Annotated in this window: 18 protein-coding genes; 4 read left to right on the top strand and 14 right to left on the bottom strand. The window is 35.3% G+C overall.

Translation table 11 applies throughout. From position 1 onward, the window contains the following. Positions 1-122 precede the first annotated feature (122 nt). Complete coding sequence (locus HU137_RS11935; protein WP_182044080.1) at positions 123-1,214, top strand: DUF3810 domain-containing protein; 1,092 nt, start codon at positions 123-125, stop codon at positions 1,212-1,214. On the opposite strand, the gene HU137_RS11940 is transcribed toward HU137_RS11935, so the two are convergent. From HU137_RS11940 to HU137_RS11965, 6 genes are all read right to left on the bottom strand, one after another. Beyond that, complete coding sequence (locus tag HU137_RS11940) at positions 1,206-2,132, bottom strand: hypothetical protein (RefSeq protein WP_182044081.1); 927 nt, start codon at positions 2,130-2,132, stop codon at positions 1,206-1,208. The genes HU137_RS11935 and HU137_RS11940 overlap by 9 nt on opposite strands. Before the next feature lie 47 nt (positions 2,133-2,179). Next, positions 2,180-3,424: an ornithine--oxo-acid transaminase gene (gene rocD / locus HU137_RS11945; protein ID WP_182044147.1), complete on the bottom strand. Its 1,245-nt coding sequence runs from the start codon at positions 3,422-3,424 to the stop codon at positions 2,180-2,182. 39 nt (positions 3,425-3,463) lie between these two features. Beyond that, positions 3,464-4,258, bottom strand: a complete 795-nt coding sequence (gene murI / locus HU137_RS11950; RefSeq protein WP_182044082.1) for a glutamate racemase — start codon at positions 4,256-4,258, stop codon at positions 3,464-3,466. Positions 4,259-4,315: 57 nt separating this feature from the next. Then, positions 4,316-4,924 (bottom strand): alpha/beta hydrolase, encoded by a 609-nt coding sequence (locus HU137_RS11955; RefSeq protein WP_182044148.1) that lies wholly within the window; start codon positions 4,922-4,924, stop codon positions 4,316-4,318. A 211-nt stretch (positions 4,925-5,135) separates the two neighbouring features. After that, positions 5,136-8,192 (bottom strand): T9SS type A sorting domain-containing protein, encoded by a 3,057-nt coding sequence (locus HU137_RS11960; RefSeq protein WP_182044083.1) that lies wholly within the window; start codon positions 8,190-8,192, stop codon positions 5,136-5,138. A gap of 231 nt (positions 8,193-8,423) precedes the next feature. Further along, on the bottom strand, positions 8,424-10,868 hold the full coding sequence (locus HU137_RS11965; protein WP_182044084.1) for a DUF5686 family protein: 2,445 nt from the start codon (positions 10,866-10,868) through the stop codon (positions 8,424-8,426). 163 nt (positions 10,869-11,031) lie between these two features. Here HU137_RS11965 and HU137_RS11970 point away from each other — a divergent pair, with 163 nt between their 5' ends. Continuing rightward, positions 11,032-13,158, top strand: coding sequence for a TonB-dependent receptor (locus HU137_RS11970; protein ID WP_182044085.1), 2,127 nt, complete (start codon positions 11,032-11,034; stop codon positions 13,156-13,158). Positions 13,159-13,290: 132 nt separating this feature from the next. Here HU137_RS11970 and HU137_RS11975 read toward each other — a convergent pair whose 3' ends face one another. After that, the gene (locus HU137_RS11975) at positions 13,291-14,439 is read right to left on the bottom strand and encodes an aminotransferase class V-fold PLP-dependent enzyme (RefSeq protein ID WP_182044086.1); all 1,149 of its coding nucleotides are present in this window, start codon (positions 14,437-14,439) and stop codon (positions 13,291-13,293) included. Positions 14,440-14,504: 65 nt separating this feature from the next. On the opposite strand from HU137_RS11975, the gene HU137_RS11980 reads away from it, so the two are divergent. Then, positions 14,505-15,014 carry a hypothetical protein gene (locus tag HU137_RS11980; protein ID WP_182044087.1) on the top strand — a complete coding sequence of 170 codons (510 nt, stop codon included), beginning with the start codon at positions 14,505-14,507 and terminating at the stop codon, positions 15,012-15,014. 72 nt (positions 15,015-15,086) lie between these two features. On the opposite strand, the gene HU137_RS11985 is transcribed toward HU137_RS11980, so the two are convergent. The 6 genes from HU137_RS11985 to HU137_RS12010 all read right to left on the bottom strand — a co-directional run bounded on the left by HU137_RS11985 (position 15,087) and on the right by HU137_RS12010 (position 21,840). Next, positions 15,087-15,416 carry a helix-turn-helix domain-containing protein gene (locus HU137_RS11985; protein ID WP_182044088.1) on the bottom strand — a complete coding sequence of 110 codons (330 nt, stop codon included), beginning with the start codon at positions 15,414-15,416 and terminating at the stop codon, positions 15,087-15,089. Between the two features lie 179 nt (positions 15,417-15,595). Beyond that, positions 15,596-16,039, bottom strand: a complete 444-nt coding sequence (locus HU137_RS11990; RefSeq protein ID WP_246361553.1) for a helix-turn-helix domain-containing protein — start codon at positions 16,037-16,039, stop codon at positions 15,596-15,598. Continuing rightward, a complete protein-coding gene (locus HU137_RS11995; protein WP_182044089.1) occupies positions 16,002-16,457 on the bottom strand; it encodes a hypothetical protein in 456 nt (151 codons plus the stop codon). Before HU137_RS11995 ends, HU137_RS11990 begins: the two co-directional genes overlap by 38 nt. 107 nt (positions 16,458-16,564) lie before the next feature. Next, positions 16,565-17,101, bottom strand: coding sequence for a hypothetical protein (locus tag HU137_RS12000; RefSeq protein WP_182044090.1), 537 nt, complete (start codon positions 17,099-17,101; stop codon positions 16,565-16,567). A 75-nt stretch (positions 17,102-17,176) separates the two neighbouring features. Beyond that, complete coding sequence (locus tag HU137_RS12005; RefSeq protein WP_182044091.1) at positions 17,177-19,951, bottom strand: lectin-like domain-containing protein; 2,775 nt, start codon at positions 19,949-19,951, stop codon at positions 17,177-17,179. A 302-nt stretch (positions 19,952-20,253) separates the two neighbouring features. Continuing rightward, positions 20,254-21,840, bottom strand: coding sequence for a helix-turn-helix domain-containing protein (locus tag HU137_RS12010; protein ID WP_182044092.1), 1,587 nt, complete (start codon positions 21,838-21,840; stop codon positions 20,254-20,256). A gap of 264 nt (positions 21,841-22,104) precedes the next feature. Here HU137_RS12010 and HU137_RS12015 point away from each other — a divergent pair, with 264 nt between their 5' ends. Continuing rightward, the gene (locus HU137_RS12015; RefSeq protein ID WP_182044093.1) at positions 22,105-23,775 is read left to right on the top strand and encodes a patatin-like phospholipase family protein; all 1,671 of its coding nucleotides are present in this window, start codon (positions 22,105-22,107) and stop codon (positions 23,773-23,775) included. Here HU137_RS12015 and HU137_RS12020 read toward each other — a convergent pair. Beyond that, positions 23,772-24,431 carry an HAD family hydrolase gene (locus HU137_RS12020; protein ID WP_182044094.1) on the bottom strand — a complete coding sequence of 220 codons (660 nt, stop codon included), beginning with the start codon at positions 24,429-24,431 and terminating at the stop codon, positions 23,772-23,774. The genes HU137_RS12015 and HU137_RS12020 overlap by 4 nt on opposite strands. Positions 24,432-24,444: the final 13 nt, after the last annotated feature.

A 24,444-nucleotide genomic window follows, 5' to 3' on the forward strand; every position in this document is an offset into this window, starting at 1 on the left:
ATTTTAATTTTCAACGTTGACAAAAAAACAAAACCTATTCCACTAGTTCTTAAAATAATGTTAAAACTGAAATTTCTTTTGCTGGAACGGTTTTTGAGTGGATTAAAAGTTTAAAATCCAATATGCTTTTTTTAAAATCTTTCCAATTTAAGTTGGTCGTTGGTTTATTTTTGGGTTCATTATTATTGGGAAAGTTTTTAAGTTTTTCAGGATTTCCAGATTTTTTGTATCCAAAAATATATGCCCAAATCTCAAAAGTTCTTTCATCTATCAGTCAGAATTTCCCTTTTTCAATAGGCGATATTTTTTATTTGATTTTAGGCTTAGTTATTTTGTATTTTTTGGTTCAATTTATCAAATCCATTCATGTTAAAAATTGGAGAATGGTTCAAAAAAGGATCATTCATTTGATAATTCTTTTGACCGGATTTTATTGGATTTTTCAATTGGTTTGGGGATTCAATTATGATAAAAAACCGATTGTAGAGAACTATGATGTTGATAATATAGAAATCGATGAATTAAAAAATTTGGCAGAGATTTATTTCATGCGTTCTGTTTTTTTGCGCGAATTTGTTTTGGAAGATGAAAATGGTGTTTTTCAATCTAATTTAACCATAAAAGAAATGAGAACAACATTGGATCAATCTCAAGAGTTGGTGAGAAAGCATTATCCTGAAATTCAAATGATTCCAACCAGTTCACCCAACCTTAAAGCTTCGTTGTTTAGTACGGGATTTAGTTATTTGGGAGTAGCAGGCTATTATATTCCTTTTACAGCTGAATCTCAATTCATTTCTAATATGCCCGACACCAAATTACTTTTTACCCAAATGCATGAAACGGCGCATCAATGGGGATTTGCTGCTGAAAATGAAGCCAATTTCGTGGGATATTTATTGGGAAGAGAAAGTAAAAATATAGCACTCAATTACGTTTCCAATTATAAAGCCATGCGGAGTATTTTGAATCGAATTTTATTAGTAGACCCAGTTTATGTTCAAGTGATGTTGATCCGCTATTCTGATGGAATGAAACGAGATCGTAATTACGAAAAGTTAATCAATGAAAAATACAGTGGGAAAGGAGATGAGGTATTTTCTATGATGAACGAAGCCTTCTTGAAATTGAATAATCAAGAAGGCTTGGCATCTTATGGTCGTTTCGTTGAACTTTTGGTAGGGTTCAACAGAAAATACGGTCAATTAAAATGAAATCGTTTCTAGAAAAGCTCTTTTGGTTCTAACCACTGGATTTCCTTTGTCATCTTTTACCGAAAGCGTTAAAAGGATGTGGTAAGTTCCAGTTTCCGGAATTCTAGTGAGATTGGTCGAAATGGTAGTGTCTACAAACTTTTTAAATTTCTCGATTTTTTTAAGTTCTGCAGAGGCGATATGAACAGCATCAAAGTTCGAATCGATTTTGGTTTGTTCTTCTTTGGTAAGGAAAACATCCAAAACCAAATTGTTCAGATCTTGATCTGTTTTATTGGTAATGTCACCACCGATTACTTTTACCATAAAATTTTTAAAATCAACTTCAACTTGCCAGTCTTTTTCTAAAACGACAGAATTGTCCTCTTTAATGTCCATTTTTACAGTCGGATACAAATCCGGTTTTGCTGTCACAGCACCTTCTGGTGTAACCGGCACTTTATAAATAGCTAAAACGCCGTCTTTCGATTCAATCGAATTATGGACATTTTGGTAGTTTAAAACTTTTCCGTTTTTATCAGTCAAAACCAATACCGGATCATAAATCCCGGCAGGTGGAACCTCGGTCAAATCACTTTTAATATGGACTCCCACCAAATTTGAGTTTTTATCGATCGTTTTAAACGGAACTTTTGCAAGGGAATACCCTTGGATGACTCCAGCCGTTTCTTCTGCACCTTTGGGTGTTAAATACAGTTCTATATTAAGGTTTTTAGCTTTTGAGTTAGATTGATTTTGGATTTTTCCATTGTAAATCGTAACAACATTTTGATCGATGTATGCAGCCCAATTTTCTGAAAGAGATAATTGACTATCATTAATTTCGCTTGTAGAATAATTGATTGTTTTCAGTTCCTGCGCAAAAATTGAATTTGCAATTAAAAGTAAAAATGCAGCAGTTAATACATGTTTTTTCATATTTCTTTAAGGTTGGTTTCAGTTATTAACAATTGTAAAAATATTCATTATTTTTTAAACTTCATAAAAGTTCTTTTCAAAACTTCTATGGCTTCTTTCAAATCTGATTCGGAAATGACCAGAGGAGGAGCAAATCTGATGATGTTTCCATGGGTAGGTTTAGCCAGTAATCCATTTTTCATCAACTCAACACATAGGTCCCAAGCTGTGGAACTTTCAGGAGTATCATTGATCAAAACAGCATTTAACAATCCTTTTCCTCTTACCGATTTTAAGAAAGAAAACTCAGGAATCATTTTTTCAATTTCTGCACGAAATATTTTCCCCAAATTTTCTGCTTTTTCTGCCAATTCTTCATCGATGACTACTTGAAGTGCTTCTGTAGCAACTGCACAAGCCAATGGATTTCCACCATAAGTTGATCCATGTTGTCCGGGTTTGATCACATTCATCACTTCATTATCGGTTAAAACAGCTGAAACAGGATAAGCTCCTCCTGAAACTGCTTTTCCCAAAATCAACATATCGGGTTTTAAATTTTCGTGATCAACAGCAAGCATTTTTCCGGTTCGGGCAATACCGGTTTGGATTTCGTCTGCAATAAATAATACGTTGTTGGCTTTGCAAATCTCAAAACAAGCCGTCAAATATCCTTCATCCGGAACATAAACTCCGGCTTCACCTTGAATCGGTTCAACCAAAAATCCGCAAATCGTTTCTTTGTCTTTTTCAATTGCAGTACGTAAAGATTCGACATCATTGTATTCCACAGTAATAAATCCGCTCGTATAAGGATTGAAATTTTTTCTGGCATCATCATCATTGGAAAAAGAAATGATGGTAGTGGTTCTGCCGTGAAAATTCCCGCTACAAACCACTATTTTGGCTTCTCCGGCTGGAATTCCTTTTTTCTCATATCCCCATTTTCGGGCAATTTTGATTGCGGTTTCAACCGCTTCTGCTCCGGTGTTCATGGGTAGAACCTTATCAAATCCAAATAATTCCGAAAGAAATTTCTCATATTTTCCTAATTCAGAATTATAAAAAGCACGAGAAGTCAATGTCAATTTTTTGGCTTGTTCCACCAATTTGTTGATGATCCTTGGATGACTATGTCCTTGGTTAACAGCTGAATAAGCGGATAGGAAATCAAAATACTTTTTTCCTTCCACATCCCATACAAATGCACCTTCTCCACGGTCTAAAACTACCGGAAGCGGATGGTAATTATGGGCGCCATACTGATCTTCAATTGCGATTAATTCTTTGGATGATAAATTCACGTACTTAATTTTGCGCAAAGTTAATCATTTCACCTAGATTCGCTTAGTTTACAGTTTTTTTTGTTCCAATGAAATGGATTTTCCAAAAATCTGTTTGGCCAATTTGGCGAAATTTTCTGTGTAGTCTGATAAATAAAATTGGTAAGTCGGATTGGGAGAATTGCCCATTAAGTTATCTTTTTCCATTTCATGAATCAATTCATTGACCACAATTAATGGTGAATCCACAACTTTCACACGACCTTGAAAGACTGCGTTTACTTCTTTTTCAATCAACGGATAATGTGTACATCCCAAAATAATGGTATCGATATCCTCAAACTTTTTATAGGAAAGATAGGACTCCAATGCATTTTTTGAAACAGGTGTATTGCGAAAACCTTCTTCTATGATGGGAACCAAAAGTGGTGTTGCCAATTCGATTACCTTTAGGTGACGGTTGTATTTCTTGATGTAACTTTGATAAGCATGTGAGTTGACAGTGGCTTTGGTCGCAATTACGCCTATTTTTTGATGCAATTCATAAGCGACTTTTTTGGCAACCGGATTGATCACATCGATCACCAATGTATCTCCTGCAGCCTCTCGTATCGCTTCTATGGAATTGGAAGTAGCTGAATTACAAGCTACAACGATAGCTTTGCAATTTTGTTTGACCAGGAATTTGGTGATTTTTTTGGTGAATTTAGTAATGGTTTCTTTGGATTTGTCACCATAAGGAAGATGTTTGGTATCCCCAAAATAAATGATGTTTTCATGAGGTAACAATCGCTTGATTTCTCTTGCAACCGTCAGTCCACCCACACCGGAATCAAAAACCCCAATCGGCCTGTTGTCGTTCATTTCGCAAATTTATTTAAAATGGGGAATTCTGCAAATTGGGAAGTGTAAAAGAATTTATCAATTTAAAAGCTCTCGCAATTTTTCTTTAAACTCAATATTTTCATTCATTCCAACATGACCTTGGCCATTTAAAGTAATGTATCGATCCTTATCTTTTAAATGATCCTTCAATTTCACTGCATCTTCATAAAAAATCGTTTGGTCGTCATCACCATGAAAAATATAAACCGGACATTTCGTCTTTTCAATATGTTTTTGATTTTCAAATTTATATTTCAACATGAATTTCGGAACAAATGGAAAACGAGTGTCTGCGATTTCAGTAAGATTATAATAAGGTGCTTGAAGGATGAGCAATTTAGGAGAATTGGTTGAAGCCAAATGAGAAGCAGCACTGGTTTCGACTGAATAACCGATAACGATGATTTCATCTTCATTGAATCTTTCCTTCAGAAAACCATAACCTAGCGCTACGTCATCATAAAATTGTTTTTCACTTTCGATTTCTCCTTCGCTCTTTCCGAATCCCCGATAATCCAAAATCAAAACATTATACCCTAATGCTAAATAGGTATCGGCTATATCTCCCCAACCAGATAGATTTCCTGAGTTACCGTGCAGATAATAAACAACGCCCTTTGGATTTTTGGCTTTGAAGTGAATCAGATTTAAATTGACACCATCAGCGGTTTGTAGGCTGACCTCTTCAAAATCCTGAGAAAAAGGAAATTAAAATTTTTGTCTAATTTAGTTGGAAGAAATATCAATTTTTCTTGATTGAAATAAATTAGGGGCAATCCTGCAATTTATATTCCAATGATTACAAGAATTATTTTTAAGATTTTATTTATCAATCTATACTGAACTTAAAGAATGATTATTTAATGATTTTTTTTGTTACAAATGAATAATTAAAATAAATTCTCACAAAATATATTCCAGTTGAAAGTTCCCGTATAGAATAAGATTCTTTGCTAGTAAATCTTTTAATAATACGTCCAAGTGAATCAAATATTTCTACTTTTTGAATTTTTTCTTTTGATGAAATTTGAAAAGAATCTTTTATAGGATTGGGATATATAATGAATTCATTTATTTCTACATCGGATAAATTCATTTCGTCCGATACGGTTGTTTCGTAATTGTTAGTGATAATAGGTGAGTTGTAATCAAAATATATTTCAGCTTGGTTGGTAAATACATCGTTTAACTCTAATGTATCTAGTGTTTTTATTTTGAAAACGACGTATCCATCATTATTTGTATCATCGAACGGAAGATTTATATTTTCAAAAATGAATTCTACTATATTTTCGTTTTTAATTCTTGTTTCAAAGGAATGGCTTGCCGTAACGGGTGTAAATGAATTCATATCTAACTTATTTAAATCAATTATGTCCTTCACAACAATATTGACGGCATCTGCCGTACCTGTATTTTCAAAGCGAATTTTATAGTAAACATATTCACCGACTTGTTCGGGTGCAATGATTTCTCCTTCCAAACAGATTTTATCATTTGGGTCAAATGAATTTATAACTTCTTGACGTAGTGAATAAAAATTATCGTTTTCCGTTTCGTCATCATCAAACGGAGAAATTGTAGTATTAAAGGAAATCCAATCACCGTTGTTCAAAGGGAAGTTGGGATCTGTAGGTGTGTTAAAATTAAATTTGACTAAAATTTCCCTTGACTCAAATGGATGTAAATCAGTGTAATTCCATGTAAGCTGTCCAAATGATTGGTTGTCAAAATTTGGATTGGAAGAAATGAATTCCATAAAGTCATCTTGAAACTGTAATTTAACATCGCCTGATAACGTTGTGTTCCCTTTATTTTTGTAGAGGATTTTATAAGAAACATCAAATCCAGGGCGAGGATCGTCAATAGGAATAATTACAATATCTAAATCGTTATGTATCCCAATGGGTTTTAGACAAAAGTCAAAATTTGAAATATTTCCATATTCGGAATAATTTACCGTTTGGGTAGGTGGAGAGATTTGAAAGTAATCATTTGACTGAGGTTGAATGGTTATTTCTTCATTTAGATATTGATTAAAAAAATTATAATAACCAAAGCTGTTTGTAAAAGATTTTAAATTTATGGAATTAGCGAAATTATCAATTCGATATCCATTTGCAAAAACATTTGAATTGATACAATTATTTTGATTGACGTCAATTTTTAACAAACCTTCTGTTTTATTGAAATATCCTCCCGAATGAAATGGGCAGTCATAGGTGAATTCGACAGTAGGTACATCGTAATTTTGATCTATATAGTCTCTCTCAAATTCACTGTCAACACAAATATGTGAAATTCCTGTATGCAAGATGTTTATATATTCCATTTGTTCATTACCATTTTTTAGGTTGAGAAAATCAATTCCTGCGCTTCTGAGTTCAAATAATTTCAGACTAATTAAAGAAGGTGCTCCAGAAAAATCTATGGTTTTAACTGAATGACTAGTTACTTCATAAAAATCAATGATAACGTTTGACAATGAAGGTAAGTTGAAGAAAATGAAATCATCTACATCGTTTCCATTCGGGTTTTTTAATAAAATATCTAAAGAATTTAACTGAGGAAAGTTTTGAATAATTAATTGATTTTCGTCGTTCATATTAAGACGATTTACGCCACTTATAAGAAGGACTTCTAATGATGGTAAATTTTGAATCACTACATTTTCACAATCAAAATATCCTATGTTTACATTTATGTATTCTAAAGAATTCAAATCATGAATATATAAATCGGAAATTAAATCGAAAGCAAATACCTCTAAACTCTTCAAATTCGGAAACAAATCCTCTGAGAAATCAAAACTCATAGGGATATAATCGTCTTCAAATTCTTCTGGTATGGCATATCCTACATGCTGTTCCATATGAAGATTTTCCAAGCTCGGAAACGCATCTAAATCTAAATTTTCAGCAGGTCTTGCAAGTGTTAAGTTTACTAAATTTGGAAGATTTTCTAAACTCAAACTATACAAAAGCGTGTTGCGTAAATTTAAAATATTTATGACCGAACTATTTTTTACCACCAAAGAATTAGCAAATAATTCGATATTCTGAAAATCGGCAATTCCGGTGTTATCAAGTATAACGTTTGAATTAAAAGCTCGAATTATTAAAGCGTCTGTAATGATTTGATCTTTTAGCTCAATTGTTCCGTTAAAATTTTGATTTGATTCGATAAACAATGTCTCTATAATCGGTTGAACAGCTATTTCTAATTCTGTTTCTTCATAAAGATTTAGAGTGATGCTTGTAAGATCTTCAAAGGTTGGAATATATAAATTTTGAATTTTATTGTCTTGAATGTTTAAAGTATGCAAAGGGTTTTGATCAAATATAAACTCCTCTAATTCTACTGAATTTAAATCAATTTGCGTAAATGCATTGTTTGAAACGTTAACTTTTTTTCCTCTCGTAAAAAGTCCCTCAAATTTGTAATAATTTATTATGGTGTTTGACAATGCATTTCCAGAAACATTGATATCTTCAAGATTATGAAGCTGTCTTATATCCAAATCATGTAATGGGAAATTGCCGGAAGTATTTAATTCTTTTAATTGATACAAATTATCTCCTGTGGAATATTCATAGAGGTACAGTTTTGAAAGAACATTTTCGGAACAATCCAAATATTGAAGATTGTCAAAAAATAATATTCCTGTCATAGAATTTATACCGGAATCACTTACATCCAAATAACTGACTTGAATTGCTTCATTTTGACTAATTTCCCCATTTCCATTTGCATCAATTGCAAAATAATTTCCATTCAAATCTTTTGCTATTTGGTTTGTAGGACTGGATTGAAGTAATTTATTTTTAAAATTTATATCCTCAAATACGATATTTTGGGAAAAAGCAATCAGGAATAAATTCAGGAAAAAAGCGGTTAGTAAATGTTTTTTCATGTTTTTTCGTTAAAGCGGTCAAATTTAGTAATTATTACAAAAGTTATTTAATCCCTTGATGCATAATAAATAATTTCAATACCTTTTAATGAAACTATAGTATAGAAAACCAACACCATTGCACTAATACCTCCATATCAAATTGGTTTTCTTCTTTCACAAAGCCAAATCAGATATTCACCACCGAACTCTCAAAGACCGGCCAATAGAAAGCGATTAGCATATTTCCATTTAAAAAAAAGTCAACTTCAAAGTCAATTTCAAAAAGAAATTTTGGTCAAATGTATCATGCGCATAAGTTCCGAAACGATAATAGGTTCCCACTCCAAAAACGCCATAAATCAATTGATTAAACTCCAATCCTGCTTCTTGGTAGTATTTGTCAGGTGTTTGGAAAGAGATGTTTTGATGATTACTCGGGTTTTTCATATCGCCAATCAAACCACGGTAAATGAATTCTGGGAAAACTTCTCGGTTTAAAAATTTAAATCCGGCAATTTTATGTGAAAGATGGAACATGAAATATTTGTCCGAATAAAATTCACCTGGCAACATCGTCTCAAAATTATTCAATCCTGCAACTCCGAAATGTTTGAAAATTTGGTCGCCTCGTTTTGCATTTCCCATTCCTTCGAACATATTCATGATCGGCGTTTCTCCAAAAACAGCTCCGGTACGGACTTGAACGTCGGTTTGTCCCAGAAAAGTTTGGTAATTGTCTAAATAGGTAAAATCCAATTTCGTCGGTGTATAATCTGCATTGAAAACATTCCAACCTTGGGTCAGTGTCAGATAAAAAACAGGCATTCCGCTCGAAATGGTCACTTTTCCAAAAGGGGTTCTTACATTTTTATCTTTTGGAGCCCAACGCAGCGCCAATTCCGTATCAAATGAAAGGAATTTCTCATCGGGGCGATTGTTGAGATATTGATAAGCGAATTCTGCAGTCTTTTCATTATAAATACCTGAAATGCTAAAGGTTACATTTTGAAATAAATCTTGTTGGTATCCGGCTTTTACTTTTCGGTAACTGAAGAAATAATCATTGTAAATATTTGTGAGTGTTCCATTGATAAACCGTAAATAATTGTTTTGTAATGGAATCGGATTTCGACCGGATGGTTCTACATCTTGTTCGTAACCTGCAAATATTTTTCCCGAGTAAGGTTTATTGACAAACCAATCAACGCCTCCTCCAAATTTGAACTTTTCATCTCTAAATCCATAGGCAACATAACCATTGAGGGAAAAATCATCACTGAGTTTGTAATTGGTTGCGCCACCAGCACCGATTCTAAATCCTTCAAAATCATTATAATCAAACAATCGAGTTAGGTCTAAATCAAATTTACCAATGGAATATTTTCCTCCTGAACCGATGATTCTCAGCAAACGAATGTTCCGGTCCATCTTGTATTTTTCGCCAATAGAATCAATTTTCACATAAGTGTTTTGTTCCATTTCAGTCAACGAATCTTCTCGATACATCTCCAAAGTTTCATCAGAATTTTCCATCGAATTCAAATCGATTTCGTTGGTATAACCTCTGAATTCTTTGGCGTCAAATTCTTTGGGCGAAACGATATCTTTAAAAGTTGTGGTCAAGTGCAACCAGACTTTTTCCTTTTTTTTGATCGTATCGAGTCGAATGGTTCCATCAGCCAGTACCGTATCTTTTACAGATGGATAGGAAATTGCGCCGCCATCCATACGGAATCTTTGTTGTTTTGGGAACCAATAATCTCGGTAATTGGTCCAATCGACTTCGAGTTCTGCTACATTGGTATCAGAAAGGTTTTCCGCATAAAATTTGGCGATGGCTTTTTTCTGTTTATCGATCCAGACGTTGCCTTTGATTTGGGGTTTGTTGGGAATTCTTTTTTGCGGAAAAAAGGAAATGACGACGATCTCTTTTCCTTCATAAGTTTCTTCATCGGAAATTCTGAATCGGTATTCGTTCAAACCTGAATTGGAAACGGGATTGACAAATTCGCGAAGGAAAAAGTTGAATTTTTCTTCGTCAAATGTATAGGAAATCGGCTGCATGGCCACAAATTCATAAAGTGGAATTTTGGTTCCTGAAATTCGGGTGGCTTTGACTACATTTTTCTCTCCCAATTTTTGTGAAAATTTATGGTCCATCGCTCGCTCGCCTAGCATCAAATGGCTTTTGTCCAATAATCTCCTGACATCATTATAACTGGAGTCATTCTCATTTTTTGGCATCATGATATACGGCATCGAGTCTTTATTTGCCGTAACCAAAAATTTCGAATAACTTTTAAATTCATAAGACTTCAAGTTTTCTAAACTGTTTTTTTTTCGATTCTGGATCACAGAACGGATGATTCTTTTGGCTTCAGAATCGTCGTTGGTAATTTTGGTAGAAGTTAAATGAACGGTTATCGGGTTCAGTTGAACGACAAGATCACGTCCATAGACATATAATTTTTTTTCTTCGTAACCCTCGAAATAAATTTTGACAAGATTTACCTCAGCCGGCACCATGAAAATCCCTTTGGAATTGGTTTTTCCTAGTTCAATGTTGTTTTCTGATAAAATAACGACAGATTCCATCGGTTGGTCTTCCATAAAACCATCCATCACCGTAATTTTGGTTTGGGAATATAAGAGGAAAGAAAGGAGAAATAATAAAAGGAATATAGGTTTGTTCATGAATTGTTTAGCTATTTCAGTATACAAAAGTATCAAATTTAAATGTTAAATTAAGGAGAACCTTAGATAGCTTACCAACAATTCATCCACGAAAATACACAATTCATCTAATTGGATTTTTTATCGAAATTTGTTTGGTTCAAATTTGATCAAAATATTAACCATGAAATCTTTCATCTGCAGTTTAATTTTAGTTTTCGGAATTTTATCATTTGCTCAATCTACCGTTTCTGGAACCATCAGAAATTCTATGGGAGAACCAGCGAAAAATGTAAACATTACATTGGTCGGTACTTATGATGGTGCTTCTACTGACGAAAATGGATTTTTCTCATTTGAAACGGAAGAAGTCGGCGAATTTGAATTGGAACTGGAAGGAGCGGGTTTTTCATCTGAAATATATCCGATCATTTTACCATTGGAAAATCCATTAGAATTGGAAATCATGGAAGCAACCGAATTGGATGAAGTGGTTTTTTCCGCCGGAACCATGAAAGCCGTCGGAAACACAAATGAAACCATGATGAATTCGCTGGACGTTGTGACCACAGCAGGATCTGACGGAGACATCATCGCAGCGATGCAAACTTTACCGGGAACCAATAATGTGGCGGAAGACGGACGGCTTTTCATACGAGGTGGAGAAGGAGAGGAGACATCCATTTTCATCGATCGTTTGCGGGTTTTTCAACCTTATTCCCAAACCGCACCCAATACTCCAACTCGCGGTCGTTATTCGCCCTTTTTATTCAAAGGAATGAATTTCAGTACAGGAGGTTACGATGCTTCTTACGGTCAAGCTTTATCGGGAATTTTAACGTTGGAAACCAATGATTTTCCGACAGAAAATAGTTATGATTTAGGGTTTATGTCGCTCGGAGTAAGTGCGGCTGCCAATCGGGTTTGGGAGAAGGATGCGTTGACTGCAAGTGCGGCTTATTATAATCTTTGGCCTGTTTTTCAGATTCTTTCCACCCGAGACGAATGGACACATGAACCGGAAGGTTATAGTGGAGAAGCGGTTTATAGACATCAATTTAAAAATGGATTGTATAAATCTTATGTGGCGATGGAATATTCCAAATTGGGAATGAGGTACGAAGACATAAATTCACCAGAAAAAATCGATTTTAAATTGAACAATACGAATTTATATTGGAACAATTCTTATGTTCATGAATTCTCAAAAAAATTAGAAGGATTTATCGGATTTTCATTGGCCAAAGCCAATACCAACGTCAATCAAGCAGCTGATCGATTTGAAACAGAAGAAATCGGAATCAACGGAAAAGCGGAAGTCGAATGGAAATTGAACTCCAAAAATCATTTTCGTATTGGGTCTGAGTTTGTAGGCAGAACAGATGAAAACAAAAACGTTTTACAAAACCAAACTTCCGATTTAAAAGAAAAATTATTTGGTGCTTATGCTGAATATACCTGGTATTTCGCACGGAAATGGGGATTGAAATCAGGAGTTCGGTCTGAATATTCAGATTTTGTAAAAGAATGGAATGTTTCACCGAGAATTTCATTGGCGTATAAATTGAATCGTTACCATAATTTGTCTGCTTTTTATGGGGAATTTTTTCAATCTCCTATGGAAGAATTGGGATATGTAGAACCTTCAGGGTTTATGAAATCCCGTCAATATTTGGTCAATTATTTTTACCAAAAAGACAAACAAACGATACGTGTCGAACTGTACCAAAAAGATTATGAAGATTTGGTGCGAAATGATGGACAATTCAATTACATTCAAAATGGTGAAGGTTTTGCAAGAGGAATTGATGTTTTCTGGCGAAACAATGGAAGCCATATCAAAAATCTACAATATTGGGTATCTTATTCGTATATCGACACCGAACGTTTGTACAAAGATTTTCCGGTCGAAGCCCAACCGAGTTTTGTCGCCAATCACAATGTTTCGGTTGTGGGGAAATATTGGATTCAGGAATGGCGGTCTCAGGTCGGACTGACCTATCAGTTTGGGTCGGGAAGACCGTATACCAATCCAAATTTGGAAGGATTTTTACAAGAAAAAACCCGAACTTTCAATACGATCAATTTGAGTTGGGCTTATCTGTTAAGCCAACAGAAAATTTTGTATTTCTCTATCTCCAATCCTGTTGGAATCAAAAATGTAAACGGATATTCCTATGCCAATTCACCAAATGAACAAGGGGTTTATGATCGTTTGGCACTTCGTCCATCCATGGATAGGTTCTTTTTCATCGGGTTTTTCTGGACAATTAGTGAAAATAAGATGAGAAATCAGTTGGATAATTTGTAAGAATTACGAATTACGAATTACGAATTACGAATTATCAATGACTAACATCTATGCAATAAAATAATGGTATAAAAACTGACTTTCATATATTAAAATAACCAACAACTCAATAGGAGTTAAATGTTGATAGTTTTAGGAAATCTCTATGGTTTTAATTTCTTTTAAAGCTGAAAACAATTGATCTAAATCTTCTTGCGAATTAAATACATTGATGGAATATCGGATGAAACATTTGTCTCCATGCGGCATTACCGGAATTTCGATTTGGTATTTTTGAAGCAATAGATCATGCAATCCTTTTGGATTTTTTGTGTCAATTTCACAACTGAACATTTGGGCGATGAAATCATCGTTGATGGGTGAAAGTGGTTTTTTGTTTAAAATTTCACATAGTGTTGAAGCATTTTTCAGTACCAACTTTCGACAATTTTTACTGATTGCTGTCCAATTGTTTTCTTCCATGAATTCAATGGCTTTCGGAATCGTACAAAAAGCCGATAAATCTCGAGTTCCTTGCATTTCATGGTAATCGATGAACTGGGAATGACTCGGAAAATCGGCCTCATAGCCCCAACTGATAACCAAAGGATCGAGAAAATCCTGCCATTCTTTCCGAACGTACAAAAAGGAGCTTCCCTTTGGTGCCATCATCCATTTGTGACAAGCACCCACATAGATATCGCAATCCATTTTTTGTAAATCGACTTCGACTTGGGCCGGACCATGAGCGCCATCTATAAACGTCATGATGCCCAGTTCTCTTGCGGCTTTGCAGATTTCTTCGACCGGCAATCTCAGCGCAGTTGAACTGGTGATATGGCTGATGAATATCAATCTGGTTTTGGGTGTGATGCCTTTTAAAAATTCTTCAACAAATTCTTCTTTGGACTGAATGGGGAAATTGGTTTTTTGGCGGATGTATTTTGCGCCATATTTCTCAGAATAATATTTCCATGTGCGGTCGCAAGCTCCATATTCGATATCGGTTGTTAAAATTTCATCCTCCGGTTTTAACCTCAAATTTTTGGCGACGATGTTTACACCATACGAGGGATTGGTGACACAAACCAAATCATCTTCATGACAATTTAAATATTTCGCTAAAGCAATCCGAGAATTCTTCAGATATAGCGGTGCTTTTTCAATCATGAATTCTACAGGTTGAAGTTCAAGTTCTTTTTGGAAGTTTTGATAGGTTTCAAAAACGGGTTTTGGACTGGCTCCAAATGAACCAAAGTTTAGAAAATGAAGATTTGGATTTAAAAGAAATTGGTTTTTCATTTTGTAGAAATAAAATTTGGTATGTGATTTGAAATACGAATGTAAAACAATAAAACCCAAAAATTATGAAAAAAATAATTCCTTTCTTATTTGTCGCTGTATTTGGTTTGATTTCTTTTAGCTGTGTAAGCGATGATGATAATCAAGAATACATCGATTATGATACTTATCCGGTAGCTATTGATGTGAACAATGTAAATTTTGAAGAAATCAATGGTGTTTGGCAAATCGCCCGAACTTTTAATACACCGATTTATGATACCGATATGTTGCTCGCGTATATGCGCGTTGGTACGACCAATAATAATTCGCCAATTTGGCAACAGATTCCGATCACCCAATATTTAAGCGATGGAAATGAAGTGGATTATAACTTTGATTTCTCGAGATATGATTTCGTTTTGTATGCCGGAGGAACTTTTGATTTGTTTGGGACTGAATTTGTCAACAACAAAACCTTCCGTATTTTAATCGTGCCGGCAGATTATGGAAAAAATGCGACTGTGGATTATAGCAATTATGATAGTGTAGTAGAATTTTACAATATCGATGATTCCAATCCGACTTCAATGTAAATTAGCCCTATAAATGTAAAAAATGCACCTCAAACGAGGTGCATTTTTTTCACAACTAAACTAACTAAATATCTATACTAGATATTTTCTTTTCCAGGCTGCAACCGTATTTCGGCTCATGTTAAAATGTTCTGCAAGTTCGGTATTGTTCAACTGATGCGTTTTTTGAAACTCTAATATTTGATAAATATGTTCTGGATTATATGCTTTCAATTTTTGGTTGGTTTTGGAATATTCTTCCTGTGATTTTCCAAATATTTTTTGATTGATCTCGATGACATCTAACTGAGAAAGTTCTTTCTTGTGTAAATAAGACTTGAGAAGGTTGGCTTTTTCCGGAAACTTCTTTTTGATCAGGTCACTGTAGATCTTTTTATATTTGATTTGATTTGAATTTTCCATAATTAGATTTTATTTCCACTTTTATGACTTTTTCATTTTCGAAATAAAGAACCAAGAATTTATTTTGACCCAACCAATTCGTTTTAATAAAATAGGACCAAATAGAAGATGGGTAATAGTTAAATTCTTGTCCCAACTCTAAGACAATTTCATTTTTTGTTTTTCCTAAATGATGTGAATTAGAGGTTTTCATATTTACTTATCCATTTGTAAAGCGTGGTTTTCGGGATTCCATATTCTTTGATGATTTGGGCTTTGGATTTTTCGCCATTTTTGATTTCTTCCAGTATGAAATCGATGATTTCTTTTGTATAGATGTTCTTTTTAAATTTTGGCAATTGACTTTTTTCAACAGGATTCCGAGCGGTCGGTGGGGCATATAAAATCAGGTGTTGGCTATAAATTCTGAAAAAATCGTATTCAAGCAATTTACTTAATTTCAATAATTCATCCGTACTTACATTTGGAGATTTATAGATTTCTTCAATCTTTTTTTCAGAACAACCTAAAAAGTTACAAATTCTGCGAATATCAATTTTTTTCTCTGTAACCAATTCTTGTATGTATTTCCCAATGTGAATTGATTTAAAATTCTCTGGCATATTGACTTGATCTTTTTGCATTTTCCAGTGATTTGATCATTCTGATGATCATTTTCCAACTAAATCCTATAAGCTTTATTTTGATGGTTTCAATTAAGCCGTTTTCTTTTTTTATCATTAAAATCAATTCGTACCCCAATATTTTTTCATTGATATAGTAGAATTCAAGGTGTTTTTTGGGAATTTTTACAATGGTTTTGATTTGTTTTTTACCAAATAAAGGATGCTTCTTTTTAATGATGATGTTGTTTTCTGTAGATTTTAATTCTACAGCTGTAATTTGTAAAAACAAAATAGAAATGAACAAGGCAAGACAAAGGATGGTCAATTTGATTTCAATCTGGATAGCGTTGAAAAAAAATATGGAGCTGATGAACATTAAGAATCCTAATACGCCCCAAGCCGAATGGTTCATTTTTTTGTGATTGGTAATTTTCATGATTTTAGTTTTTAGTTATTGAGAGATTTTAAAGATTGCAGAATGCACATTAAGGTGGTTGTGCATTCTGCAAATAGAAATATAGGTTGATTAAAGTATATTTAATGTTATTTCCAATAACTCCAATTGTTACCGTCAAAAACAGCCAACATATCTGAAGCGGTGTCATACACCATAGTGCCGGCAATAACGCCAGGCATTGTTAAATGTGGATTTTCAACTTGAGGTAAAACCAATGCTTTTGTGGTGGATTCCAGTACCAAAACTCCTGGTTTGGTGGTAGTATCGGCACCAATTATTACGCCTTCTCCCACATCACTCCCGGTATTTATAAAAGAATGGGCAACTCCTGGTTCGTCATTCTCTGTCAGGTTGGTCCAGTTATCATTTGCACCTCCGTTTTTCTCCTCCAGAACCTTGACGGAATCATCAGTTGTGTCAAAAATGAAGGTGCCTCCCACAGCTCCGGGAGCAGCATCCACAGAAGGTAAAATGATTCCTTTTGCATCTGTTCCGAAATCTAGTAAAACACTGCTGTTAGCTACATCAGATTTTCCTATTGCTACCTGCGCTTTTGCTTCGTTTGTCAGAAAAGAAGCGCCTAAAACAATTGTCGTCAGGATTATTTTTTTTCTCAAGTTCATTATTATTTGATTTAATTATTTTTCACAAAACCTTACCGACCCCGACAAGCAGAACCGGCAAGGTTGGTTAATCTATTACTCTTCGTTACACCCTCTTTCTATACAGTTCCATCCGGTTCTGTCTGAATCTATTCCCGGAGCAGTTCCTCTGTAGAGTTGTAAACAATCTTCCTCTGTATTGTAAATAACCATTCCGTCCACAGGAGTCAAGGCATCACGTTGGGCAGTCGTCATGTGGGTTACCACCATTCCTTTTTGCGCGGCATCCAGTACGAGGTATCCGTTTGGAACATCATTTGGCCAGTTGGCAATAGAAGGATCTCCTTTGGTCAAAATTCCTACTTTACTGAATCCGGCAGGTGCCCCTGTTGCTCCCGGTTTTACACATGGGCAGGCAACAATTTTCAATCCGTAGCCTTCTCCCGAAATGCTCGTTACACCCACCACGTTTTGTGTTGCAATTATGGTGTTAGGCGCTCCATCATTCCACGTGATGCTATTCAAAGAATTACCATTGATGAGTTCAAGCGGAAACAAAGAACCTCCCGAAGTTTTACTTCCAAACAGGGATATAGTGCCGGAAGGGCTAATGACAACACGGATCAAAGGGTTTTCTTCTGTTCCTGTCATCTCCCATATATCTCCTTCTGTATCTGTTTCATACTCGTCACCATCTATAAAACGTACATTTATTCCGGATGTTCCTGAGGATTGAAACTCTATTTCCTGATTAGCGATATTCGTTCCGTTGATCTCCATGTTAAATGAGTTATCCAGCGTATAAATATCCAGAACGAATCCGTAATTTGTTGACGGCTGATTGAAGATTTCGGTAACAGGTGATGGTGTGCCATCCGGATATGTCCATCCGAAATCTTGTCCGGCAACCTGCTGTGTACAGATATCATCGCATTCGTTGAAACCTGCATCATAAGCGGTTCCAATTCCCTGCCCTCCGTTTGCCAGAACAGGAATTCCGTCCTCATCTTCAGATCCCGTAATGCTTCCGTCAGGGTTCAATTGCCCCTGAGTTATATACCCGTCTCCTTCTATGGCATCAGGGCAGCCGTCTCCATCGGAATCAAGGTCCAATTCATTAGGAATTCCATCTCCATCCGTATCAACGAATATCGGATAGTCCTCACAAAGATTATTGAACCGGACTCTCTGATCATTAAAACTGCCACCGGTAGAAGCTGTATATCCGTAATAAACCAACTTATTGGTTTCTGTTGGTGTAATGCTAAAATATTCTTCACAGAAATCATCAAGTGAACCTGGATGTGTATAGGAGCCTGCATTTGTTCCATTAACCATATAGGAGAGCGTTCGGGTAGAGGCGTTCCAGGATATTTCCACATCTTTCCAGTTACCGTCTTCCAGATTCCCTAAATCTACAGCCGTGGTTAAACTCACAAAGGTCGTAAACTCACCGGATGTGACGACGGAATCGTCTGTATCCCAAATCATCCCGTGATCATTGGGTATATCTTCCGAAGTTGCTCCGTTAGCCCAGGTATCCATTTCGAGTGCAAGACCATTTATGATACCCGCGGCCCCGATTCCTACTCCTACCGCACCCACGGCAGATGTTCCGGCAGGATCATTGTGAAACACGCACGCGATTCCGTCTGCTCCTGTGGCATCCAATGTACCTAAATTAGCCTGAAACCGGATGACAAAATCCTCAGCGAAATTAATTTTACCCAATGACCACATAGAGCCGCTTTGGTTACCTATAGCGTCTGTTAATCTTACTTCATTGTCCGGTACTCCCGGAATATCACTTACGGCATCCCCCGCAAGGGCAAACAAGTCATTTAAAATGGCTCCGTCAAGACCTTTTTCCACACAATCCGGAATACCATCATTGTCTGTATCCAGATCAATTATAGCGGCATTTACCGTTACTGATATGTTTTTAGGCGAAGATGTGCCGGGAGAAGGATTTCCGTCCAATGTATAATCATCCTGAACAGTATAGGGAAGAGTTGCAATGCCGATAAATCCGCTCGCAGGCGTAAAAGTCACATCACCCGTTGTATGGTTGACAGTCCAAACGCCTTCTGCTGTTGTTATACTAGCTTGAATTCCTGGAGTCGTAGGATCCAAATCGATGCTGCTGACTACGACGCTTTGTCCCGGATCAAAATCCTGAGCACCTTCCATCAGATTGATGATGATGGGAAGATTTGTCGTGGTACCGGTTTTGTCTTCAGCTACAGGTATCGTATTGACTGCATTTAAGGAAACAGAAAGATTAACCGATTCAATGGATGAATTATTGGCAGCGTTTGAGCCGGGAAAAAAAGCAAATTGGTGTGAAGTTTGGTCTGCAATAAATCTTAAACGATTGACGCCCCATTCGCCATCTGTGTCTCTATTGATATTGGTCACATTTACGCGAGGAAATGCCCCTACTTGAAAGTCGAAAAAGTCAATATAATTTGGGCTATAGGAAGGCGCCAAAGAAGTTAAAGTATACACCACGACTTCATATTCTCTTCCGATTGTTAAACCTGTAATGTTGGTTCCAACAGATTCTTCTGTCCCTGCAGTTCCTATATCTCGGATCGTAATCCAGTCCGTATGTCCATTTGGAGGAAGTGGAAGTGGGGCAGAATTCCAAGTGGCTCCACCACCAGAAGTGCCAGATGCTGCAGCTTGATTTCGGTTGGACATATCGGGTGTTCCTCCGAAATCATACCAATCAGCCGGCGCACAATCCCAGCAAGGTAATGGTTTGTTTCCTTGGACATTGGTCGGTGGGATCGATTGTGCAATGGTTTGACATGAAAACAAGAAGATGAAAAAAATGATTCTGTAAATCTGTTTATTCTGATTCTTCATTTTTGTGAATTTTTTAGGTGAATTTTTTATAGAATTGGAAATTTTTAATTTATCAGATACTAAGGAATCATACTTTACCGAATTTTGAATAGACTTTGAAAAGTAGATGAGTTTAAATAAAAATAGTCCCTGGATTTCCCCGATCCATCGAGAAAATCCAAAAGGACCATGATATTTAGGGTGATTAAGCAATTAGGTTAAATTTTCAGCGAAAGTAATTGCGCAAAAATCCCTGTGAAAGCCTTTGTATTACCGTTTTCTGTTTATCGGTAACCTAAATAAATCAATTTGAATATTGAAAATCAGGCATTTAACTCAATCTTTTCTTCTTCCAAATATTTAATGAATACAGAAGGGGAAATACTGGTTACTTTTTTGAAAACTGTCGCAAATTTATTTTGAGAAGAAAATCCGGCTTCTTCTGCCAGCGTTGCGATTTTGTATTTACGATAAAGCGGATTTTGATTCAACTGATTGATGATGTAGTTGATCCTCAGTTCATTGATGTAATTGTAAAAATCCTGTTTTTTATATGTATTGATGATGTACGAAAGATATTTGGTGTTGGTTTCACAATAAATGGCCAACGAAGAAAGTGAAATTGCATTTTCTGTAAAAAGCGTAGTGGATTCAAAATCTTCTAGCTTCTGAATCAATTTTTCTTCCGTTTCAGGATTCATCATAAAAGTCGGCTCTTGTGGAATTTCCGCTTCCAGACTCGATTCTTCTGATTGTAAAGAAGTCAAATCTTCTAAACGCGTTTCTTTGTAAACGATATTTTTTAGTTCAAGTTCTGTGATGATTTTCTTTATTCTGTTGATGTTTTTCTGTTGTTGAATTCTATAAAATATAAAATAAGCCAAAGCGCAAATAAGTAAAGCGATTGATACAAATAAAATCCTGGTTTTAAAATGAACTTCTTCTTTAATTACAGTATTTTCTTGATTGATTTTGGCCAATAAACCATCTACAAACAATAGTTTTTTATCATCAATCTGATTGGAGATAGCATCTTTTTCCTGTTTGGTCAATGAAATATTTTCCAAATCTTTAGTTGCGAGATAATAGGCTTCTGAAGTATTTAATACTCTGTTTTTAAGTTCCAAATAATTGGATTGATCAGCAATAGCTTTTGCACTGTCCAAATAGATTTTTGCCAAACCAAATTCTTCTTTACTTAAATAACTAAAAGCCATTCCATCAAAAATCAACCCTTTCACATAATTATCCGGTAAATCACAATAAATCTTACGGGATGATTGAAAGTACTTTAAAGCATTTTCAAATTCATTTAATCGCACATAACAATCGCCAAGCCATTGCTCATTTTGTGCAATTAAATAAGCTTGATTTTGCTGAACTTCTTTTAAATAGGATTTGGCTTCATTAAGATATCGGATCGCGGCTTTATAATTTTTTTGATCAAACTCTCTGATGGCCAATTCTTGTAAGATCATTGCCACGGTACTGATTCGGCTTTTATCTTCAATTTTTTTAGCCGTTTCAAATGCCAAATCTCCATATTTTTTGGACTCAGTAAATAAACCTAACAAACGGTATTGAGTCGCTAAAAACCCATAAACCCGTGTGATCCAAGTATAATTTGTAGTTTCAGTAATTATTTTTTCTGATTTCAGTGCATAAGCGATCGATTGATTCAGATCTCCAGATTGTTGGTACAAAGTTGCAGTCAACATTAAACTTTTGGTCTTAAAATAGGGAGTTTCAGAAATCTGGTAAAGTGAATCTGCATTTTCAAGTGCTTTATTAAAGTTATTTTGCGCAACTTCCATAAATGTCTTATTGAAAATTGCATCAAATTTCTCAGCATTTTGAGCCTTGGCCAGAAAACCAAGTGCCAAAAAGTACAGTAGAAAAGTTCTAGGCATTTTTTAAAAATTAGAAATCGTATTAGTATTTCCGAATGGAAGTAGCCTCAAAGGTATCATTTTCGTCAAATTTTCCCCATGACATTTGTCCTTTTTGTTTCCAATCAGCTGATTTCGGTTTATCGATATCATGAAAATGATAAATTTTATGCTCATAATTTAAATTTAAATTATTGAATATGAATGATTTAATTTAAGTTTTCATTTTATTGGTAAAGATTAAGAGAATGATTAAATTTAGCTCTCTGTTCTAAAACCGAAAATATGGAAAGTAACCATGAAATTAAATCCAGAAATGAGATCAATTTCAATTTTGACAAAATTCTTTCCGTTTTTGGAGATGAAAAAATGGATTTGGTTCAACCAAATAATTCAATATTCCATGGAACGGTAAAAGAACATTTGGAACGATTAAAATCGGAAAAGAAAACGTATTCGGACATTACTTCATTCAACAAAAATGGAGAAAAACTACATTGGGTTCACTTTGTACAAGAAGGAGGTGGAACTTTAGGGATTTCTTTGGTGGGTTATGCCTTTGTGCTTGAATTTTTGGGAATTCGTTTTTTACGATTGGCGGGAACTAGTGCCGGAGCGATCAATACCCTTTTTCTTGCAGCAATAGGAGAGAAGGATGATCCCAAAACACCCGAACTTTTTGATATGTTGACAAATCCAAGTCGATTTGATATGCGGAGTTTTATCGATGCAAAAAATACAATTGTTCGGAAAATGATCCTTTCACTGAGCAAAGGTTATGGTTTGATCAAAAATATCTTGTTGCGTTATGTCTTTTTATTATTTGCAATTATATTTCCATTACCGCTTTTGAGTCATATAGGCAAAGTTTGGTTTATCGTTTATGGAAGTTTACTTGGGATTTTTGTTTTGGCGAGTTTGTATATGGTTTATTTATTTTACAGATTTAATCAATACAATTTCGGGATCAATCCGGGAACGAAATTTCAAGAATTTCTGGAAAAAGAATTGGAAAGTTTTGGTGTAGAATCCCAGGAGCATTTGGATGAAAAAGCAAAGGGTAAAACCCAATTTCAGTTTAATCCCGAATCTACCTATCGATCCAATGTTTCTCAAAATTTAGAACCCGATGCAACAGCCGATTTGGTACAGGAAGTTCAAGTAGATCAACCAGTTGAAAATTTAGACGAAGTCAAAAAGAAATCCAAACTTACGCTTTATTTAAATGTGGAAAATAAGTTGGAAGGAAATCAATTGCCGGACGAATACGGAGAAATCGCTTGGGATTATTCCTTTGTGGCGACCGACATTAACAATGAAACAAAAGTAGTGCTTCCGCTTGATGGGCGATTATATTTTGAAAACCAAAAAAATATCAATCCTTCCAATTACGTAAGAGCTTCTATGGCGATTCCCATCTTTTTTGAACCGCAGTTTTTCCCTGAAAAACCAACTAAAAATCATCCTGGGAAAAATATTCCGGAACAGTTAAAAGAACTTTGGGAAGAATTCAAAGCAAAACCCAAATATAAAGTTCGGGATAAAGGAATTCTAATCGACGGAGGCTCACTTTCCAATTTTCCTATCAATCTATTTCACAACCCAAAAATCTCAGGAAAAGAACCTCGTATGCCCATCATGGGTGTGCGCATCATGGATGAAGACCCGGAAGAAAAAATTCCCATTACCAAAAAAATGTCTTTTACGGGTTTTGCCGGTAAAATCATCAATACCCTTCGCAACAATGAGGATAATTCCTTTTTGGCCATCAATCCGTTTTATAAAAAATATTCGATTGCAGACATTTCGGCCTATGAAACCAAAGTCAATTGGTTAAATTTTGGGTTGAGTGAAGCCGAACAAAAAGCCCTTTTTTTGGTCGGAATCAAAGCTGCACTTACCTATTTGGAGAATTTTGATTGGGAAACCTATAAAAAGGAACGTTCAAAAATCTAAAAATGAATTTTCATTTTATCCAATTCTAAATCTTTGAAATCATTCACGACCAAATTGGCCAATGTATAATCCTGTCCATGTGTATGTTCACTTTTAAATCCGGAACAAAAAATTCCGGCTCGGTGAGCGGCCAGAATACCGTTGGAAGAATCCTCGATGACCATGCAATTTTCTTTTGGTTCACCGGAAATTTCAGCAGCCATCAAAAAGATCTCCGGGTGCGGTTTGGATTCTTTTAATTCGGCTCCACTGATTTTCCCAACAAAATAAGGATCCAACCCAAATTTTTCAAAAACCATTTCTATGGTAACAGGCGAAGCTGAAGAAGCCAACACCAGTTTTACGCCATTTTCATGATAATGTTCGATTAACTTCCTCACGCCGGGAATCAAATCAAAATCGGCATCATGGTAAAACATTTCTTTAAAATACCCGCGTTTTACGTTTTGTAATTCTTCAAAAGTATGATCCAATCGAAATCTTTCAATCACCGTTTGACAAACTTTTTTAGTAGAAGCACCCGCAAATTGCGCATACAATTCGTCTGAGACATTTGCACCAAATGTTTCAAACATTTGAAAATAGGCTTTTCGGTGAAGTGGCTCGGTATCCACGATGACTCCGTCCATGTCAAACAATACGGCTTTTAAAGGCATATTTTTTCGACAA

Source organism: Moheibacter lacus, from assembly GCF_014042165.1.
In the GTDB taxonomy this organism is placed as follows: Bacteria; Bacteroidota; Bacteroidia; order Flavobacteriales; family Weeksellaceae; genus Moheibacter; species Moheibacter lacus.

Excerpts from the sequence above, each read along its gene's own strand:
- HU137_RS11935 (WP_182044080.1), top strand. The coding sequence starts at position 123 with ATGCTTTTTTTAAAATCTTTCCAATTTAAGTTGGTCGTTGGTTTATTT.
- HU137_RS11940 (WP_182044081.1), bottom strand. The coding sequence starts at position 2,132 with ATGAAAAAACATGTATTAACTGCTGCATTTTTACTTTTAATTGCAAAT.
- murI (WP_182044082.1), bottom strand. The coding sequence starts at position 4,258 with ATGAACGACAACAGGCCGATTGGGGTTTTTGATTCCGGTGTGGGTGGA.
- HU137_RS11960 (WP_182044083.1), bottom strand. The coding sequence starts at position 8,192 with ATGAAAAAACATTTACTAACCGCTTTTTTCCTGAATTTATTCCTGATT.
- HU137_RS11965 (WP_182044084.1), bottom strand. The coding sequence starts at position 10,868 with ATGAACAAACCTATATTCCTTTTATTATTTCTCCTTTCTTTCCTCTTA.
- HU137_RS11970 (WP_182044085.1), top strand. The coding sequence starts at position 11,032 with ATGAAATCTTTCATCTGCAGTTTAATTTTAGTTTTCGGAATTTTATCA.
- HU137_RS11975 (WP_182044086.1), bottom strand. The coding sequence starts at position 14,439 with ATGAAAAACCAATTTCTTTTAAATCCAAATCTTCATTTTCTAAACTTT.
- HU137_RS11980 (WP_182044087.1), top strand. The coding sequence starts at position 14,505 with ATGAAAAAAATAATTCCTTTCTTATTTGTCGCTGTATTTGGTTTGATT.
- HU137_RS11985 (WP_182044088.1), bottom strand. The coding sequence starts at position 15,416 with ATGGAAAATTCAAATCAAATCAAATATAAAAAGATCTACAGTGACCTG.
- HU137_RS11990 (WP_246361553.1), bottom strand. The coding sequence starts at position 16,039 with ATGCAAAAAGATCAAGTCAATATGCCAGAGAATTTTAAATCAATTCAC.
- HU137_RS11995 (WP_182044089.1), bottom strand. The coding sequence starts at position 16,457 with ATGAAAATTACCAATCACAAAAAAATGAACCATTCGGCTTGGGGCGTA.
- HU137_RS12000 (WP_182044090.1), bottom strand. The coding sequence starts at position 17,101 with ATGAACTTGAGAAAAAAAATAATCCTGACGACAATTGTTTTAGGCGCT.
- HU137_RS12005 (WP_182044091.1), bottom strand. The coding sequence starts at position 19,951 with ATGAAGAATCAGAATAAACAGATTTACAGAATCATTTTTTTCATCTTC.
- HU137_RS12010 (WP_182044092.1), bottom strand. The coding sequence starts at position 21,840 with ATGCCTAGAACTTTTCTACTGTACTTTTTGGCACTTGGTTTTCTGGCC.
- HU137_RS12015 (WP_182044093.1), top strand. The coding sequence starts at position 22,105 with ATGGAAAGTAACCATGAAATTAAATCCAGAAATGAGATCAATTTCAAT.
- HU137_RS12020 (WP_182044094.1), bottom strand. The coding sequence starts at position 24,431 with ATGCCTTTAAAAGCCGTATTGTTTGACATGGACGGAGTCATCGTGGAT.